The 19,328-nt window shown below is 55.5% G+C and carries 14 protein-coding genes; 10 read left to right on the top strand and 4 right to left on the bottom strand.

What is annotated here, in order from left to right; translation table 11 throughout:
- The first annotated feature begins 319 nt into the window (after window positions 1-319).
- Entirely contained in the window at window positions 320-1,057 is a 738-nt protein-coding gene (locus tag AAAH10_RS01920) for a GntR family transcriptional regulator (protein WP_343560009.1), read from the top strand.
- A gap of 9 nt (window positions 1,058-1,066) precedes the next feature.
- On the opposite strand, the gene glmS is transcribed toward AAAH10_RS01920, so the two are convergent.
- Both glmS and glmU read right to left on the bottom strand, forming a co-directional pair.
- Window positions 1,067-2,890 carry a glutamine--fructose-6-phosphate transaminase (isomerizing) gene (gene glmS / locus AAAH10_RS01925; protein WP_343560011.1) on the bottom strand — a complete coding sequence of 608 codons (1,824 nt, stop codon included), beginning with the start codon at window positions 2,888-2,890 and terminating at the stop codon, window positions 1,067-1,069.
- Between the two features lie 58 nt (window positions 2,891-2,948).
- Entirely contained in the window at window positions 2,949-4,325 is a 1,377-nt protein-coding gene (gene glmU, locus AAAH10_RS01930; protein ID WP_343560012.1) for a bifunctional UDP-N-acetylglucosamine diphosphorylase/glucosamine-1-phosphate N-acetyltransferase GlmU, read from the bottom strand.
- Between the two features lie 252 nt (window positions 4,326-4,577).
- On the opposite strand from glmU, the gene AAAH10_RS01935 reads away from it, so the two are divergent.
- The 4 genes from AAAH10_RS01935 (at window position 4,578) to AAAH10_RS01950 (ending at window position 10,016) form a co-directional block, all read left to right on the top strand.
- Complete coding sequence (locus AAAH10_RS01935) at window positions 4,578-5,288, top strand: HAD hydrolase-like protein (RefSeq protein WP_343560013.1); 711 nt, start codon at window positions 4,578-4,580, stop codon at window positions 5,286-5,288.
- 319 nt (window positions 5,289-5,607) lie between these two features.
- Window positions 5,608-7,893, top strand: a complete 2,286-nt coding sequence (locus AAAH10_RS01940) for a type I secretion system permease/ATPase (RefSeq protein WP_343560014.1) — start codon at window positions 5,608-5,610, stop codon at window positions 7,891-7,893.
- A 124-nt stretch (window positions 7,894-8,017) separates the two neighbouring features.
- Window positions 8,018-9,358, top strand: a complete 1,341-nt coding sequence (locus AAAH10_RS01945; protein WP_343560016.1) for an HlyD family type I secretion periplasmic adaptor subunit — start codon at window positions 8,018-8,020, stop codon at window positions 9,356-9,358.
- Window positions 9,359-9,509: 151 nt separating this feature from the next.
- Window positions 9,510-10,016 (top strand): copper chaperone PCu(A)C, encoded by a 507-nt coding sequence (locus AAAH10_RS01950; protein WP_343560018.1) that lies wholly within the window; start codon window positions 9,510-9,512, stop codon window positions 10,014-10,016.
- Between the two features lie 60 nt (window positions 10,017-10,076).
- Here the strand turns inward: AAAH10_RS01950 and AAAH10_RS01955 are convergent, their stop codons facing one another.
- The gene (locus AAAH10_RS01955; RefSeq protein WP_343560020.1) at window positions 10,077-12,071 is read right to left on the bottom strand and encodes an oxidoreductase; all 1,995 of its coding nucleotides are present in this window, start codon (window positions 12,069-12,071) and stop codon (window positions 10,077-10,079) included.
- 527 nt (window positions 12,072-12,598) lie between these two features.
- On the opposite strand from AAAH10_RS01955, the gene pdhA reads away from it, so the two are divergent.
- Genes pdhA through AAAH10_RS01970 form a run of 3 tightly spaced genes read left to right on the top strand, consistent with a single transcriptional unit; the run spans window position 12,599 to window position 15,911 of the window.
- Window positions 12,599-13,702: a pyruvate dehydrogenase (acetyl-transferring) E1 component subunit alpha gene (gene pdhA, locus AAAH10_RS01960; protein WP_343560022.1), complete on the top strand. Its 1,104-nt coding sequence runs from the start codon at window positions 12,599-12,601 to the stop codon at window positions 13,700-13,702.
- 5 nt (window positions 13,703-13,707) lie between these two features.
- Window positions 13,708-14,706, top strand: a complete 999-nt coding sequence (locus AAAH10_RS01965) for an alpha-ketoacid dehydrogenase subunit beta (protein ID WP_343560024.1) — start codon at window positions 13,708-13,710, stop codon at window positions 14,704-14,706.
- Between the two features lie 20 nt (window positions 14,707-14,726).
- A complete protein-coding gene (locus AAAH10_RS01970; protein WP_343560026.1) occupies window positions 14,727-15,911 on the top strand; it encodes a dihydrolipoamide acetyltransferase family protein in 1,185 nt (394 codons plus the stop codon).
- 35 nt (window positions 15,912-15,946) lie between these two features.
- Here the strand turns inward: AAAH10_RS01970 and AAAH10_RS01975 are convergent, their stop codons facing one another.
- Window positions 15,947-16,861 carry a LysR family transcriptional regulator gene (locus AAAH10_RS01975; RefSeq protein ID WP_343560027.1) on the bottom strand — a complete coding sequence of 305 codons (915 nt, stop codon included), beginning with the start codon at window positions 16,859-16,861 and terminating at the stop codon, window positions 15,947-15,949.
- A gap of 128 nt (window positions 16,862-16,989) precedes the next feature.
- On the opposite strand from AAAH10_RS01975, the gene AAAH10_RS01980 reads away from it, so the two are divergent.
- Entirely contained in the window at window positions 16,990-17,613 is a 624-nt protein-coding gene (locus AAAH10_RS01980; protein WP_343560028.1) for a glutathione S-transferase, read from the top strand.
- 34 nt (window positions 17,614-17,647) lie between these two features.
- Entirely contained in the window at window positions 17,648-19,309 is a 1,662-nt protein-coding gene (locus AAAH10_RS01985; RefSeq protein ID WP_343560029.1) for an FAD-binding oxidoreductase, read from the top strand.
- Window positions 19,310-19,328 lie beyond the last annotated feature (19 nt).

Below are 19,328 nucleotides of genomic sequence, written 5' to 3' on the forward strand. Positions count from 1 at the left end.
CGCCAGTACTTCCTGCCTTGTTGTGTAAATGGCAGTCCTGATTTTCGTGAGTAAAGGCTTGTCGACAAGACGTCGACTATGTAAACTCTATCTGTGAAGAAAAATGGAGTCAATGCCCTCGAAAAAAAATCCTCGGGCTCTTCACAAAACCAGCTTTCAAAGCGGTTAATGCGACACAAAGGCCTGCAAAAAGGTCATGAATGTTGCCTCATCGGGCCAGATAGAATAAGCAGTGTCTGCGCAGTGAGTTTCCATGCAGGACCCAGAAGGAACTCCGGCTCACAAACGTCAGACAGTTTATTGCGGAGATCTCCGGAAGATGGGAAGCACGGTTCGGAAAGACACTCAGGGAAAGACCAAACGCGCCAGGGGCACGGGGGCAAACCACGTCTACGAAAGCCTCCAGGATGACATTCTCTCCCTGACACTTGCACCCGGCGAACCCCTCCATGAAAGCCAGCTGTCAGAGCGCTTTGGCACATCGCGTTCCCCCATCCGCGAGGCTCTCATCCGTCTGGGTTCGGAAGGTCTGGTTGTGACAACCGCAAACCGGGGCACCTATGTGGCCCAGATCGACATGGAAAGCTTTCCGAAATATGTCGAGGCTCTGGATCTGCTCCAGCGTATCAACACACGGCTTGCAGCCCGGCTCAGAACAGAGGCAGATATCGCCAACATCGAGGAAAAGCTTCTGAAGTTCGAGGAAAGCGCAAGAATCAACAACTACATGGACATGTCAGCCGCAAACCGGGATTTCCATGTTGCCATAGCAGAGGCAGGCAAGAACCCGTTCCTGACAGAGCACTATCGCTCCACGCTCAATGCCGGTCGCCGCCTGCTGCATCTTCAATTCAACTTCAACCAGAAGATTTCAGGCGACGAACTGCTGACGGACGACCACCGCATGATGCTGGAAGCCATTGTTGCGCAGGACACCGAACGGGCAGAAGAGCTTGCACATCTTCACACCCGCCAGTTCCGGGACCGCTTCTTCGAGTTCCTGTCCAGAAACTTCACCGAAAACTTCACCCTTGATGAAGCCAAGCTGAAGTTCTAGATCCCGTTCCTATTCAACCGTGACAGATTTCGCCAGATTGCGGGGCTGATCAACATCCGTCCCCTTAAGAACGGCTGTATGATAGGCCAGCAACTGAATCGGAATGGTGTAGAGGATCGGAGCCACAAAGGGATCAATGGCCGGAATCTCGATGGCATGTCTGGCGATATCACCTGCTTTTGCAAGGCCTTCAGCGTCGGAGATCAGAATCACCTGACCGCCACGTGCATGTGCTTCCTGCAGGTTTGAAATTGTCTTTTCAAGCAAGGGACCACTGGGCGCACAGGCAATGATCGGCACATTTTCGTCAATCAGTGCAATCGGACCGTGCTTCATTTCACCCGCGGCATAGCCCTCGGCGTGAATATAGCTGATCTCCTTGAGCTTCAACGCGCCCTCAAGAGCAATGGGATACATATTGCCACGCGCCAGATAGAGCACGTCGCGGGCCTCGGCAACATCAACAGCAATGGAACGAATGGCCTGATCATGGTTGAGAATTTCGCTGACCCGGGCAGGAACCTCGCTCAAGGCCCTGGAAAGCTCTGCTTCGCGTTCCTCTGTGAGAACACCCTTTGCACGGCCAATGGCAAGGCTCAGGCAGGCCAGAACAGTCAATTGCGTGATAAAGGCCTTCGTGGAAGCCACTCCGATTTCAGGACCGGCCAGTGTCGGCAGCACCATGTCACTTTCGCGGGCAATCGCAGATTCCGGTACATTGACCACAGAAACAATTTTTTGTCCTCTGGACTTCGCATAATGCAGCGCAGCCAGGGTGTCCGATGTTTCACCGGACTGGGAGATAAAGAGGCTCACCCCGCCTTCAGGCATCGGGGCTTCGCGATAGCGGAATTCGGACGCAATATCGATTTCCACCAGTTGGGCAGCCTCCTGCTCCAGCCAGTATTTTGCTGTCCAGCCAGCCAGGGAGGCTGAACCACAGCCAATAACCGTGATCCGCGGAATGGAAGTGAGGTCAAAGGGAAACTCCGGCAGGGTAATCCGGCCTGTTTCAGGATTGTAAAAGGTGTGCAGGGTATCACCGATAACAGCCGGCTGCTCGAAGATCTCCTTCTGCATGAAGTGGCGATACTGTCCCTTGCCAATCATCGCACCGGAAACAGCGGACTGCACAACAGCGCGTTCGACCGCTTCCCCGTTTTCCTCATAGATTTCGACACTGTCCCTGCTCAGGACAACCCAGTCCCCCTCTTCCAGATAGGACAGGCGGTTGGTCAAGGGAGCCAGAGCGAGGGCATCCGATCCCAGGTACATCCCCTCCTCGCCATATCCGACAGCCAGGGGACTTCCCTTGCGTGCGCCAATCATCAGATTTCCGTGACCCGCAAAAACAATTGCGAGGGCAAAGGCCCCTTCCAGACGCTGCAGGGTTTCAAAGGCGGCCTCCTTTGGCGCCAGTCCCTCGTCAAGATAGGCGGAAATCATCTGGACAACGACTTCGGTATCGGTCTCGGTTTCAAAGACCACGCCCTTCCCGGCCAGTTCCGCCTTGAGTTCCTTGTAATTTTCAACAATGCCGTTGTGGACCAGCGAAACCTTCGCCGTTGCATGCGGGTGTGCATTGTTGACGGTCGGACGTCCGTGTGTGGCCCAGCGTGTATGTCCAATGCCAATCGTGCCGGAAAGAGGCTGATCGGCAACGACAGCCTCAAGATTCCTGAGCTTGCCTTCAGCGCGGCGGCGTTCCAGCTGCCCGTCAAAAACGGTAGCAATACCGGCAGAGTCATAACCGCGATATTCCAGACGCTTCAAACCATCCAGCAGAAGTGGTGCGACGGCTTCATTTCCGACAATCCCGATAATGCCACACATTTTCTCAACTTTCTTTCTTCAACACGAGTGCTCCGGGGCAGCCCCGGGACAAATTCTCTTACTTCTTTTCAGCGTTTTTTCTGTCTTCGCGGATCGCACGAAAACGGCTGGCACCATCTGCACTGTTGATCAGCTTTCCGCGCACAACAGCCAGATCATTGTCCGCAACAGACTTGGTCACAGTCGACCCTGCTCCGACAATGGCTCCCTCACCGATGGAAACAGGGGCAACAAGTGCGGAGTTACTGCCAATAAAGGCACCGGCACCGATTTCTGTTCGGTATTTGAAGAAGCCATCGTAGTTGCAGGTAATGGTCCCTGCTCCGATATTCGCCTTTGCTCCCACGGAAGCATCGCCGACATAGCTGAGATGATTAACCTTTGCCCCTTCATCCAGCTGCGCGTTCTTGACTTCAACAAAGTTTCCGACTTTCACACCCGATCCCAGTTCCGCTCCGGGGCGCAATCGCGCATAGGGGCCGACAACAGCATCCGGCCCGACAGAAGCACCTTCAAGATGGGAATGTGTCCGGATACGGGCACCGTCTGCGATGCTCACACCGGAGCCAATCCAGACTCCCGGTTCAACAACAATATCCTGCCCCCATTCCGTATCGGCAGACAGCCAGGTCGAGGACGGATCAATCAGGGTCACACCGGACAGCATTGCCTCTTCACGCAGGCGATCCTGCATGATGGCCTCGGCCCGCGAAAGCTCCAGCCGGGAGTTCACCCCCATGACCTGCTCTTCCGTTGTTACTGCAACAGCCGTACCCCATCCGCGCTGATAGGCATCAGCCATGATATCTGTCAGATAGTATTCGCCCTGCGCATTGTCATTGCTCAGATTGTCCAGAAGCACACGCAGTTTCGGGGCATCACAAAGAACAATCCCGCCATTGCATAGATCAATTCTGCGTTCCTCTTCAGAGGCATCGGCGAACTCAACAATCCCGACAGCCTGCCCGGCCTCGTCAAGCTTCACACGTCCGTATTTGGCCGGGTCCTGCGGGCGGAAACAAAGGAAACCGAGAGCCGGGGACGCAGCCTCGCTCCGGATCCTGTAAAGTTCAGCATAGGTTTCAGGGCGAATGAGCGGCGTGTCGCCAATCGCAACCATGATATCGGCATCGGCGCTTTCAACAGTCAGATCTCCCAGAACGGACAGACCTATTTTTGCGGCATGTCCGGTCCCGAGGCGTTCTTCCTGCACCACAACATCACAGCCATTCCTTTCTGCTAGCGCTCTGACATCATCGTAACCGGGTCCCACGAGCACAACCACACGAACCGGATCAAGGGACTTCACACCGTTGATCACGTGTTGCAACATGGCCTGCCCTGCAACTTCGTGCATGACCTTTGGTCGGGAAGATTTCATTCGGGTGCCATGACCCGCAGCCAGAATGACCACAGCTAGTTTTCGCGCTGACATTGTCCTACCATTAATTGCCTGGAACAGAGTTCGGATGCTTACCAAAGCAAGAACACCCAATAACACCCCGACGCGCCTCAGGAAAGCTTCATAAAGGTGTCAGGAACAGGGTTAAAGGGCAATTCAAGAATTATTTGCAAACATTTCAAGAGATTTCAATTTATTACAGCGTCCCCCCATCCCCTGTGCAGTTCTTCAATCCTGTGCTAAGAGAACCCTCTCTTCCTTTCAGGTACAGGCACTGTTTCCCCAATGACACATCATGTTCTCCTTTGCGATCTCGACGGCACTCTGATTGACGGAGACAAGGACCTCCAGACTGCACTGGGTGACGTTCTGGAAGCCAGCGGGCGCAGACGTCCGTCACTGGACGAGGTGCGCAGGATGATCGGGGATGGCGCCATCAAGCTGATTGAGCGCGGCTTTGCCGCAACCGGCGCAGAACTTGATCCGGAAGAAATGCCCGGGAAGCTGGCCCTTTTTCTGGAACGCTATGACGCAACGGAAATGAAAGATACCGAAGTTATCGCGCATGTCTTTCCCGAACTCCGAAAGCTTCACAGCGATGGATGGCAAATCGGACTTTGCACCAACAAGCCCTCAAAGCCTGCGGATTTCATTCTGCGCAAGTTCGGCATCCGGGATATTTTCAGCGGAATTGCCGGCGGCGACAGCTATCCCGTCAAAAAGCCTCACGGAGATCACATTACGCTTCTCCTGAAGGACATGGGTATTAGGAAAAACGAGCAGGGACAGTGGATTTCTGACAGCTCCGGAGAAGATTGTCACGTCTTCATGCTGGGGGACAACAAAAACGACGTCCTGTCCGCACAGGGAGCCGGCGTCACCTCCCTGCTCTACACACAGAGTGTCGGTGCTCCAAAGGCAAGGGCAGAGAATCCTGACCACCAGTTTTCCACATATGCCAATTTTGCTTCAGCTTTGACACGCATTGCCAGATAGCTTTCCGGCTATAAAACTTAACCATAAAAAGTCAAATTTTCCATTTATTTAATTCAAATACACAGGTAAAATACAACCTATGGCTATTACTATGTTTGGTAAGGCCTTAACCATAAAATCGAATAAAAACATACTTGAGTGTGTTCATTCGGTACAATAGCAAGCCATTTTAACGGTTTTTAAAGGCTGGAAACCGGAAAATACGCTTAGTTGAAAGCAGTGTTCGGGCTTTTGGGACGGAAAACTCCTTGAGTGCTCTTAACCATAAGCTGGATTCAGGCAGCAAGTAGCAAACCTGGGAATTGGGGTAACGGATTTTATGACCGCAAAAAAAGCAGACAATACCGCAGCATCTCAAGCAGAGGGCGCTGCAGCACAAAATCCGTCGCCGGAGACCCAGGAGAACAGCAACATCTCTGTTGACCAGTTGCTGGAAGGCTACAACAGCCAGAACGAGGTCAAGGAGTGGGACGTCAATCCGCACTCTGTCGATTTTGAAGACCCCCTGCTTGAATGTGTCTACATGCTCGCAGCCATGCTTCAGCGCCCCATCTCTGTGGAAGCCCTGAAGGCAGGACTGCCCCATGCCTCGGAACACTTCACCCCGGATCTTGCTGTTCGCGCGGCGGAACGAGCAGGCATGACGGCAAAGGTTGTCAGCCGGAAAACAGTCCGCCAGATCCAGCCCGTGACCCTCCCCTGTATTTTGCTGCTCAAAAACGCAGGGGCCTGTGTCCTGCTGGAATATACAGACAATGTCGCAACCATTGCCGTTCCGGAAGGTCACGGTCGCAAACAGATTCCGACAGACGAGCTGGAAGAGCAGTTCACCGGCTACGCGATCTTTGCCCGCGCCGAATACAAGTTTGACAGTCGTGCCATCGACATCCGTCTTTCCAATGCCAAATCCTGGTTCTGGGGCACGCTGCTCAAATTCTGGCCAATCTACAGCCACGTTGCGCTGGCCTCGATCCTGATCAATGCCTTTGCCATTGCCAGCCCGCTCTTTGTCATGAACGTCTATGACCGGGTTGTTCCGAACAATGCCACGGAAACGCTGTCTGTTCTGGCGATCGGAGTCAGCACCGTCTTCCTGTTTGAATTCATCATGAAGAACATGCGGACCTATCTGGTTGACGTTGCCGGAAAGAACGCGGATGTGATTATTGCCAGTCGCCTGCTGGAACAGATGATGTCCATGAAGCTGGCCAACAAACCACCATCGACCGGTGCCATGGCCAACAACCTGCGCGAATTTGAATCCCTCCGGGACTTCTTTACATCAGGCACTCTGGTGGCGCTAATTGACCTGCCGTTCATTTTCCTTTTCATCGCTGTGATCTTCTTCGTTGCCGGTCCCTCCATTGCCATCATTCCACTGGCTGTTGTTCCGATCGTGATCATCGTTGGCATGCTTTTGCAACTGCCTCTGCGCAAGATCGTGGAAAAGACCCTCAAGGAGTCCAGCCAGAAACACGCCCTGCTTGTCGAAACCATTGATGGCCTTGAAACAATCAAGGCCACGGCTGCCGAAGGGCGCGTCCAGCGTTCATGGGAACGTTTCGTCGGCCTGACGGCTGACTCAGCAGGCAAGTCGAAACTGATCTCCGGTATCTCCACGACCTTTGCCCAGGTTTGCATCCAGCTGACGACCGTCGTTGTCGTCATCGTCGGGGTCAGCCTGATCCAGGACAAGGAGATGACCATGGGTGCACTGGTTGCCTCCACACTTCTGACAGGTCGCGCCCTGGCTCCGCTCGGAACAGTTGCCGGCATGCTCACAAGGCTGCAGCAGTCGCGAGTTGCCCTGAAGTCCCTGGACAACATCATGTCTGCAGAAACCGAGCGTTCTGCTGAAAAGTCCTTCCTTCACCGCCCCCATCTTTCCGGCGAACTGGAACTGAAAAAAGTCAGCTTCAACTATCCGGGACAGGACACCAAGGCCATTGACACGGTCTCCCTGCGCATTCGCCCGGGGGAAAAGGTCGGCGTTCTTGGCCGTATCGGTTCCGGCAAGTCAACGATTGCCCGCCTGCTGCTGGGACTTTATGAACCTGCAGAGGGTTCTGTTCTGGCAGACGGAACAGACATCCGGCAAATCGATCCTGCCGATCTGCGCCGCAATGTCGGCTATGTTTCCCAGGACAACTATCTCTTCTTCGGGTCCGTGCGCGAGAACATTTCCTTTGGTGCGCCACATGTTGATGACAAAACCGTCCTGCGTGCGGCTTCCATCGCCGGTGTCACCGACTTCCTGAAAGGTCATCCTCACGGCTTTGATCTGCAGGTTGGTGAGCGCGGCATGGCCCTCTCCGGCGGACAGCGTCAGTCCATTGTGATTGCCCGTTCACTGCTGCTGGACCCGCCGATCCTGCTGATGGATGAGCCGACAAGCGGTATGGACAACTCGACAGAGGCCGCCTTCAAGGCACGCCTTGCAAAGGCTTCTGTCGGGAAAACGATGCTTCTGGTGACACACAGAAGCTCGCTTCTGTCCCTCGTGGACCGACTGGTCATTATGGATGGCGGGCGCATTGTTGCCGATGGTCCGAAAGCCGAGGTTCTGGAAGCCCTGAAACAGGGTCAGATCCGGGCCGGCCGCTAGAAACACCGCGTCTCCACAGAATAAACACAATAAAAAGACTACGATAAAAAGAATGCTCAAGAACCTTTTCAACCAGTTCCCAAAACTGGGCAAAGACCTGCTGCAAAGCAAGATTGAGGATAGAATGTCCAATAGAGCGAAGAAAGACGAAGATATCTTCTTCATGCCGGATGTCCATGCTGCAACCTTCCGCAAGGGACGCAGAATGGCCTACATCCTGACGTTTACCTCCTTCTGCTTCTTTGTGACCTTTGGCGTTTGGGCACACTATGCCATTGTTGATGAAGTCACTCGGGGCGAAGGAACAATTGTTCCATCCAGAAAAACCCAGGTTATCCAGAACCTCGAAGGCGGTATCGTTTCGGAAATTCTCGTCCGCGAAGGGGACATTGTCGAAGAAGGGGATATTGTGATCCGCATCGACAACACCCAGGCGCGCGCCAGCTTCCGCGATGCCAAGTCCCAGAGAAACGTTCTGGAAGCAACCGTTGCCCGGCTGATGGCAGAGTTTTCTGGCCTTGACGAGCTTGTCTTTGACGAAGCCTTTATTGAGCAGGCCCCGCAGGAAGTCTCGGATCAGCTGTCGCTCTTCAATGCCAGAAAACAGCAGCTGGATGCCCAGATTCGCGTTCTCCGCAACCAGGAGCAACAGCGCACACAGGAAGTTGCCGAGGCTCGCAGCCGCATTTCCCAGCTTCGCCGCAGCCTTCAGCTTGCACGCGACGAGATGGCCATCACGGAGCCTCTCGTCAAGAAGGGAATTTCCCCACGCGTCGATCTGATCCGCGTCCAGCGTCAGGTTGCTGATCTGGAAGGCGAGATTTCCACACTGCGCACCTCCATTCCGCGACTGGAATCAGCCGTACGGGAAGCCCAGCAACGCATTGACGAAGTCAGACTGACCTCACAGGCTGAAGTCAGCGACGAGCTCAACAGGACACGTGCCGAGCTCAAGTCTGTCATCGAAAGCATCGCTGCAGGGGAGGACACCGTCAAACGGACAGACGTTCGCTCACCGGTTCACGGCACCATCAAGGAACTGAAACACAACACTGTCGGCGGTGTTATCCGTCCCGGCGAGGACATTGTCGAGATTGTCCCCCTGGATGACACACTGCTGATTGAAGCCAAAATCCGTCCCGCCGATCGCGCCTTCCTTCGCTCCGGACAAAAGGCGATTGTCAAGGTGACAGCCTATGACTTCTCGATCTACGGCGGCCTTGAAGCCGAACTGGAACGGATTTCGGCCAGTACCATCAAGGAACAGAAAGGCGGACAGGAAGAAAGCTTCTACCGTGTCTACCTGCGGTCCGAAGACAACAAGATCATCAATCGCGGCAAGGAACTCGACATCATTCCGGGCATGACAGCCAATGTCGAGATCCTGACCGGCAAGAAATCTGTTCTTGATTATCTCCTCAAACCGATCCTCAAGGCCCGGGATGGCGCTCTGCGCGAACGCTGATTTCATCCCCGCACCAGAAAACAAAAAAGGCTTCGTTCCTCCCGGTTCGAAGCCTTTTCCTTGTCACAAGGCTGCGACAGTTTATCCTCTCCCCCTCCGGCAAGGCTTTGAACATAATAATCTTTACTCATTTACAGGGATCACGAAAAACATGACTCGCTTTTTAAATCTGAAAGCTGTGACAGCAGCTCTGGGCCTGCTTGTCGCCTCTGCATCACTTCCGGCCTTTGCCCATGATTTCTCTGCCGGTGACCTGAGCATCAAACAGCCCTGGGCACGTGCAACAATCGGTCTGGTCAAAAACGGCGCGGCCTTTCTCCGGATTGAAAACAAAGGCGGCGACGCCGATCGTCTTGTCGCCGTGGAATCAGACAAGGCTGATCGTGTCGAACTGCACACGCACCTGATGGCGGACGGCGTCATGCAGATGCGCCAGGTTGAAGGCGGCATTCCAGTCAATGCAGGCGAGACAGTCGAACTGAAGCCCGGAGGCTATCACATCATGTTCCTCGGCCTGAAGGAACCGCTCAAGGAAGGCGAAAGCTTCCCCCTGAAACTGATGTTCGAGAAAAACGGCTCCACAACAGTTGAAGTCAGGGTTCAAAGCGGCACTGCGCTGGAAAACACACATCAGCACCACCACGATCACGCCAACTGAACCGGGTGAAACCAGACAAAAAAGCCGGGGATATCCCCGGCTTTTTCTGTTTGTCAGATCCTATAATGCCAAACCCAGCTGCCGCCCTTCATAGATCGCAGCAACTGCAAGCCTCGGGGCCAGGGCATCACCGATCAGTCTGTAGTCCTTCTCCTGTGCATTCAGCTCTTCAGGGATCCAGCTGTCCGCAACATTTGTCGTTGCCAGCACAAGCGTCTGTGCCTCGACAAAGCTTTCGCTCCCGTCCAGATGACTGCGCACCGTTCCACCCGTGCCGCTCCATTCAACGACAGCAGCTTCCGTGATCCAGTTGCCTCCACCTTCCTTGAGGCGGGCACGCCCGAAGTAATCTCCCGTCGTCCGCTGTATGAAATGCCCCAGTACAGGCCAGGGGGTAACCACCGTGACACTGTGTCCCCGGTTGACAAGCTCTACGGCCGTCCCCAGCCCGCGCCAGTCTCCCGTATCATCGATCATCAGGATATGCCCCTCAAGTCTGGCGCTTTTCATCATGACATCCTCAACCGAGAAAACATTGGGGCGGTTTACCCCCGGCAGGCTGTCGAATTCCGGCAAGGCACGCTGAAAACCCGTTCCCGCAGGCTGAGAACCCGTTGCCACAATCACTTCATCCGCACCAAAGTTTGCGATCTCCTGTCCATCAAGCGGTGCATTGAGCATCACATCAACACCCAGTTTGCCAAGCTGACGCTCGTACCACTCCACCAGATCCAGTATCTGTTCCCGGCGCGGCTGCATTCCCGCCAGCCTGAACTGCCCGCCCAAATGCGGAGCAGCTTCGGCCAGTGTGACGCTGTGACCACGCTCTGCGGCCACTCTCGCCGCCTCAAGCCCGGCGGGACCGCCACCAACCACGAGAACCTTTTTGGGAGCATCTGTCTGCGTAAAACGATCACCGCCCCACTCGAACTCGCGCCCGGCAGAAGGATTGACCAGACAGGAAATCCAGTAGTCACGCGATCGCCGCCCCCAGCACATCTGGTTGCAGGAGATACAGCCCCGAATGTCTTCCGGCCTTCCCTCAGCCGCCTTGTTTGCCCAGTGAGGGTCAGCGATTTGTCCGCGCACAATGGAGACGAGATCGGCCTGCCCGGAGGAAATCACCTCATTGGCGTTTTCTGCCGTTCGGATATGGCTCTCTGCCTGGACCAGTGTATGGCTGCAAACCTGCTTGAGAGCCTCGGCATAGGGTGCCCCCAGCTTGTCCGCCAGAAAGAAGGTCGGCATGATGGACGCCCCGTCAAAATAACTCCCGGTCCCGCAGGTGATGTAATCAATCAGGCCACGCTCGTCATGATAGGCTGCGATTTCCTGCAGGGCTTCAGTACCAAGAGCAATTTTGACGCGCTCATCCACACTTGCCGCCAGACCGATGATAAAGTCTTCTCCTACAGCCTTGCGAATACGGCTGATCAGTTCAGTGGTAAAGCGCATCCGGTTTTCAAAGGATCCGCCCCACTTGTCATCCCGCCGGTTGGACCAGGGCAGCCAGAACTGCTCCAGAAGCGAGTTGTAGGCTCCGAAAAGCTCAACACCGTCAAAGCCTGAGTCCCTGGAGCGAACCGCCGCCCTGACAAAACCTGACAGCACCTCTTCAATCTCGCGGTCCGTCATAAAATGACTGCCATCTCCGTCGTGGTAGGACGGCAGCCCCGACGGAGACCAGTTTGCATGGTAGGAGTTGTCGTAATCCCCGTGCTGACCAACATGATAAAGCTGCTGCAACATGACGCTGCCCTCGGCTTTGCAGGCTTCCGTAATTTTCCGGAACCCGGGGATCACGGCATCATCATCAATCAGGAAATTACCTCTTGTAAGCCTGGCACTCTCGTGAACGGGAACGGGTTCGGTCACAATCATCCCCGCCCCGCCCAGCGCGCGTTCCAGATAATAACCGAGATGCCGGTCACCCGGCAGACCCTGGTCCGCCATATTTGCAGTATGAGCGCCAAAGGTTACACGGTTGCGCAAGGTTCTGTGCCGCAAACGGAGGGGCTCGAAAAGCTTGTGGTATTGCGTCTTCAAAACGTCCATTGAAGGCAAACTCCCCTGACATGAATTGTTTTATGCCAATCCTGCTTGGTGCAGGTTCGTTTTTTCCAGTTTAAATCCCATTTTTGTTCAAGGGAAACCCTGACAAAACTAAACCATGGCTTATCGGGAATAATCTCTGCCTGCCAGAAACCCTTCCAGCACCTGAGCCTTCAAACAAAAGGATAAATCAGGATATCCTTATATTCAAACCCTTCAAATCAATGAGAATAATTGTTTCCCTCAAAGCCAATTCTTTTTCAAAAAAGTTACAGAATGTGAATAAAAAAAGACAGAACACATCCGCAAAAAGAACCTATATTTAAAAAAAGACAGTTTGTCACATGCAAGAGCCTGATTAAGTCTTGAAAAACAGGACTGAAGCAAGAATTGAGGTGAACAGGCCGCCAGTTTGAACAGGGACACTGTCTGATGGGTTTGTGACCCGCCAAAGTGTTTTTCCATTGAGTTCAGGGTCACACCCGCCTTGCGAGTGCCTGTCCGTCCCGGACAGACCTCCGGAATGGGAGATGACAATGACGCGTGTTGCCGATTTTCACGTAAATTACACGGCCTTTCTCGATGCTGACGGCACATTGATGAGAGATCAGGTCCTGCCGACCTTTTCCCTCGATTCAGCCGTCCTGAAACCCCTCTACAGACAGATGGTTCTCACCCGGACCTTCGACAACAAGGCTGTCGCCCTGCAACGGACAGGACGACTTGGCACCTATGGTTCCTGCCTGGGTCAGGAGGCTGTCGGTGTTGGTCTCGGGGCTGCACTCAACCCCGACGACGTGCTGGTTCCCTCCTTCCGCGAACAGGCCGCACAGATCATGCACGGCAGCAGGATGGAGGATATTCTGCTCTATTGGGGCGGCGATGAACGCGGCTCCCAGATGCAGTCCACCCCTCAGTCACAGGATTTTCCCATCTGTGTTCCCGTCGGGACCCAGGCGGCCCATGCTGTCGGTGTGGCCCGTGCCATCCAGCTGCGCGGGGAAAAGCGCGCTGTTGTCTGTGCAATGGGGGATGGAGCAACCTCCAAGGGCGATATCTACGAAGCCATGAACTTTGCCGGCGCCTGGAAGCTCCCGATCCTGTTCTACATCGCCAACAACCAGTGGGCCATTTCAGTTCCGCGCGAAGAACAGACATCCTGTCAAACACTGGCCCAAAAGGCCATTGCCGGCGGCTTTGAAGGCGAACAGGTGGACGGCAACGACCTTCTTGCCGTCCATGACCGCTGCAAGAAAAGCCTCAACCGCATCCGGAACGGGGAAGGTCCCCACCTGATCGAAGCCATCACCTATCGTCTGAATGACCACACCACAGCAGATGATGCCACCCGCTACCGGGAAGACAAGGCCGTGGCCGCACACTGGAAACGCGATCCGATCGTTCGTCTCCGCAACCATCTGGTCAATCTCGAATGCTGGACAAAGCAAGACGAGGAAAAGGCCATTCAGGACGCAGCCAGAGCCGTGGAGGACGCCGTTCAGAACTACATGCACATGAAACCCCAACCCGTTGAAAGCATGTTTGATCACCTCTATGCCGAGCTTCCCGAAGCCTATCAGCACCAGCGCGCACACGCGATTGCCTGTGCGGCCGCCAAAGCAGCAGAGGAGTAAGGTTCATGGCAACTCCCAATCACGATATCACCCTGGTTGAAGCTGTCACACTGGCGCACCGCCGTGCCATGGAAGAGGATCCGAGTGTTCTGGTCATGGGCGAGGATGTCGGCATCAACGGCGGTGTCTTCCGCGCAACCGATGGCTTGCTCGACATTTTTGGCAAGGATCGGGTGATGGACACTCCGCTGGCCGAAACAACCATTGCCGGTGCCGCGATCGGCCTGGCCACCCAGGGGTTCCGGCCTGTTGCCGAAATCCAGTTCATGGGTTTTATCTATCCGACACTGGATCACATGGTCAATCACGCCGGACGCCTGCGCAACAGAACCAGAGGACGACTGACCTGCCCGATGGTGCTCCGCGCACCCTATGGCGGCGGCATCCACGCCCCGGAACACCACAGCGAGTCTGTGGAAAGCTTCTTTGTTCACGCCCCCGGCCTGCGCGTGGTCATTCCCTCGACCCCTCAACGCGCTTACGGACTCCTTCTGGCCGCCATTCGCGATCCTGATCCGGTGGTCTTTCTGGAGCCCAAGCGTATCTACCGGACTGGCAAGGAAGCCGTTCAGGACAACGGCGAGGCCCTGCCACTGGATCGCTGTTTTGTTGAACGCGAAGGCGAACACATCACCCTGATCAGCTGGGGAGCCATGATGCTTGAAACGCGCAAGGCGGCTGATGATCTGGAAGCCAACGGCGTTTCAACTGAAGTGATTGATGTCGCCTGTCTTTCCCCACTGGACAGCAAGACAATCCTCAACTCCGTTCGCAAGACCGGCCGGGCTGTGATCATTCAGGAAGCGCCCCAGCAGGTTGGCGTGGGGGCAGAGATCGCCGCCCTGCTTGTCGAACACGCTCTCTATGACCTGATTGCACCGCCCCAGCGCGTTTGCGGCTACGACACCGTCATGCCGCTGCCGGCCCTTGAAAAGCACTACATGCCGGACAAGGCACGCATTGTCTCTGCCGCACGCCACGCACTGAGTTTTGGCCAGAACTGATTTCCGGAGGATTACTGCAGATGTCTGAATTCAAAATGCCTGACCTGGGTGAAGGCCTCCAGGAAGTCGAAATTGTCAGCTGGCACGTGAATGTCGGAGACAACATCATCGAAGACCAGCCCCTGCTGTCTGTTGAAACGGACAAGGCCGTCGTCGAGGTTCCCGCCCCCCAAAGCGGAACGGTTCTGGAGCTTCACGCCAAGGAAGGAGAACTGGTCGCCGTCGGGACCGTCGTTGCCGCCTTTTCAGACAGCAGCAAGGGCTCCGGCTCCGTTGTCGGTGCTGTCAGTGAAGAAGCACCGGAAAAGCAGGAAAAGGCGGTTGCCTTCTCCTCCGATTTCATTCCTCCCCCCAGCGCCCTGCAAACAACAGCCGGTGGGGACCGTCGATCCTTTGGCCGCCCAAGACTTGAGGCCCCCGCTGTGACACCGGCCGCGCTGGCAACACCTGAAATCCGCGCCCTTGCCCGTGAAAAGGACATTGATCTGGCCATCGTGACCCCGACCGGCGTCGACAACACCCTGACTGTTGCAGATGTTGAACGGGCCGCAGCCATTCTGGAATCTGTGGACTTCGAGCCTCTGCGCGGCGTGCGCAGGGCCATGGCACAAAACATGACCCTGTCCCATCTGGAAGTCGTTCCGGCCAACATTGTCGACGACGCTGATGTAACGGCCTGGAAAGAGGGAACCGATGTAACCATCCGGCTGATCCGGGCCATCGGGAAAGGCTGCGAGGCCTCCCCTTCCCTGAACGCCTGGTTTGACGGGCGCACTCCCGGGCGCCGTTTGCACAAGCATGTCGATCTGGGAATTGCAGTCAATTCCGAAAACGGCCTTTTTGTTCCCACGCTGCGCAACATCACGAAACGCAATGCCGATGATCTGCGCGCAGGGATCAATGCCATGCGTGAAGACGTCAAGGCCCGGAAAATTCCCGCCGAAGAACTGAAAGGCCAGACCATCACCCTGAGCAACTTCGGCATGATGGCCGGACGTCACGCCCAGATGGTTGTCGTCCCTCCGCAGGTTGCCATTATCGGTGCGGGCCGCATTGAAAAGCGTCCGGCCCTTGATGAAAGGGACAAGGTCATTGCCAAAAGGATTCTTCCCCTCTCTCTCAGCTTTGACCACCGCGCTGTAACCGGAGGAGAAGCGGCAACCTTCCTTGCCGCAATGCAGGAGGATCTCGCCCGGTCAGAATAACAACCCTCTGCGCGGAAGAGGCCTGAAAGATTGGTTCAGCCCCCTTCCCGGCGGGGGATCACGTAGCGCCCCCTCGTTCTGGCCGCGAGATGCTCAATCAGGGCCCTGACCCTTTTGGGCAGGTGTCGATTGGGCGGGTAGAGAACGTAAAGACCATAGACGAGTGTTTCGTAGTCGGGCAGGACATGCTGCAGCTCTCCGGACAGGAGATGATCGCGGACCTGATAGAGAGGCGCCCTGACCAGTCCGAGACCATCGACAGCAAGACGCGTCAGGGCATGAGGGGACTCACTCTGCACAGTCCCGTTCACCCAGATTTCACTTGTTTCTCCGTCTTTCGAGAAACTCCAGAGCTGAGGCTCCTGTGTCGTCCGGTTCACAAGACAGTTGTGCGCCTCCAGATCTCCGGGATTCTGAGGCATTCCCCTTTTTTCCAGATAGTCACGCGACGCGCAGAGCACAACCGGCATGTCCGAAAGCTTGCGGGCAATAAAGCTGGAATCCCTGAGCTTTCCGACCCTGATTGCAAGATCCAGCCCCTCGTCCACCAGAGACACATGATTGTCCGACAACCGCAAATCAATCTGCACATCCGGATGATCCCTTAAAAACGGAGCGAGGTCTTCCGTCAGCCGGAGCGCCCCATACCCCGTTGGAGCCGTGATCCGGATCATACCGGTCAGATTGCTCTGGCGGTCCAGCACCAGATCATCCAGCTCATCAAGCTGATCCAGAATGGAGCGGCATCGCTCCAGACAGGTCACACCGATATCGGTCAGCGCAACCGACCGCGTCGTCCTGTGCAAAAGCTGAACGTTCATGACTTCTTCAAGCTGGCGCACGTACTTGCTCATCAGTTTTGTCGACAGGCTCAAACGCTTGCCTGCAAGGGTAAAGGAGCCATCCTGCGCAACGGCAACAAAGGCACGCATCATGGTCACGCGATCCATCTTCACCTCTTTATCTACAGCTTGGAGACAATAATTCCACAATAAAGGCAATTATCTCTGATTTGAAGAGCATTATCTTGATGAGGCAAAGCACTCCCTTTTTACACAACACGCAACGGAGACTTCCCATGTCCTCTCAACTTCGCCTCCATCGTATGCACCTGTCCGGCCACGCTCACCGTGCAGAGCTTTTTATCAGCCTGGCCGGCATCAACGCAGAACTGGTCGATGTCGATCTGCTCAACGGCGAGCACAAGAAGGAACCCTTCCTCAGGCTCAATCCTGCCGGTCAGGTCCCCGTGCTGGAAGATGGTGAAACTGTCATCTCTGATTCCAACGCAATCCTCGTCTATCTTGCCCGCAAGTATGCTCCGGACTGGTTGCCGACAGATCCGGCACAGGAAGCCGAAATCCAGAAGTTTCTCTCTTTCGCAGCAGGCCCCATTGCCTATGGCCCCTGTGCAGCACGCCTGATCACACTCTTTGGTGCCCCCCTTGATCCGGTCTTTGCCCAAAGCAACAGCGACAGGATTTTTGGCCTGCTGGAAGAGCATCTGCAAGGCCGTGACTGGCTGGCTGGCAAGGCTCCGACAATCGCCGATGTCGCGATCTACAGCTACACAGCCCACGCTCCGGAAGGGAACGTTTCCCTTGAACCCTACAACAACATCCGCAGTTGGCTGCAACGTGTCGAAGCCTTGCCCGGCTTTGTTGGCATGACCGCAAGCAAGGTTGGACTCGCAGCCGAATAAAGCCGCAACACCCCTGTCACAGAGGAGCCGAACCATGAGTGATCGTCACGACAACATCAATCCGGATGTAAAGGCATCCCATCCCTTCCACAGAGGGGAAATCGCCGTCCAGAACAAACTGGGTGTTGACGAGATCCGGCAGTGGGTCGGCGACTTTGTTTATGAAACCATGCCCGAACAACACCATATTTTCTACGGCGGGCTTCCCTTTCTGATCGCGGCCCTGCGGGACCAGAAAGGCCTGCCGTGGGTTACAATGCTGAGCGGACCTCCCGGCTTTGCGGCCACACCTGATCCGAAGCATCTCTCCATTCAAAGCCTTCCCAATGAGGGAGATGCTCTGGGGCAGGCCTTTTTTGAAGGCAATCCGGTCGGCCTGCTGGGCATTGAACCGGCCACACGGCGACGCAACCGCGTGAACGGTGTCATTGCGCGGAACCTGAAAGACAGCTTCCTTTTTGAGGTCACACAGGCCTTTGGTAACTGCCCCAAGTATATCCGTCCCAGAAACTGGACCTTCACAGCCGATCATGCCCCACACCCTGCCCAGCGTGAGACACGGTTAAACGACAAACAGGCCCGGTGGATTTCCGAGGCAGACACCTTCTTTATCGGGACCGGGACGCCTCCGGCCGAAGAGGAAGCTTTTGGCGGAATGGATGCTTCCCACAGAGGTGGGCCAAAAGGATTTGTCGAGGTCATGTCCGACAAGCTGATCCGCTTTCCCGACTATAGCGGCAACAATTTCTACAACACCATCGGCAACCTGATGCTCGACAACAGGGCCGGGCTGCTGTTTGCGGACTTTGAGACCGGCAGTCTTCTGCAGCTGTCCGGTCGCGTGTCCATTGACTGGGATTCCCCCGCCGTGGAGAAAACACCCGGTGCACTGAAGCTCCTGATCTTTCACATTGACCATGTCGTGGAACAGCCCGGTGCCGTTGCCCTGCGCTGGAAAGAGGAAGAGGAGGCACTTCTGTCCCTGAAACTTCTCGCCAAAAGGAAAGAAAGCGAGCAGGTCACATCCTTTTATCTCGGGTCACAGAGCGGCGCGCCCCTGCCACCGTTCAAGCCGGGACAGCACCTGCCGCTGGAACTGAAAATTCCCGGGACAACCCTGTCCCTTTCCCGCGAGTACAGCCTCTCCGGCCCGCAGGATCTCGGATGCTATCGCATTTCTGTCAAACGCGAGGAAGGCGGGGTTGGGTCAAACTATCTGCATGACCATTTCGAGCCCGGACAGAGCCTGCAAAGCTACAAACCCTCAGGCGATTTCACCCTGCCGGAAACAGGCCCTGTTACACTGATCTCGGCCGGGGTCGGAATCACACCGATGATGGCCGCGCTCCATACACTGATCCGCGATCCTCTCCAGCGCCCGGTCCACTTTATCCACATTGCACGAAACGGACGGTCCTACCCCTTCAGGGAAGAAATTGAAAAGCTCGCCACACTGCGTGATGATGTTCGCACAACAACAGTCCTGACCCGGCCGGACGAGGAAGACACGGCCACAGCAAAGCATGATTTCAGCGGACGCCTCAGCGCCCCGGAACTGGCAGACCTTGTCGGGAACAGAAACTCGAAAATCATGCTCTGCGGACCAGCAGCTTTCATGCAACAGCTCCGCGCAGCCCTTCAGAACAGGGGCTTTGCGGACAGCGCTGTCCTGACAGAAAACTTCGGTTCCTCCTGAAGCTCCGGGAGGAACCCCA

The sequence above is a fragment of the Carbonatibacter coralli genome, assembly GCF_039592655.1.
GTDB classification, from domain to species: Bacteria; Pseudomonadota; Alphaproteobacteria; order Kiloniellales; family Kiloniellaceae; genus Carbonatibacter; species Carbonatibacter coralli.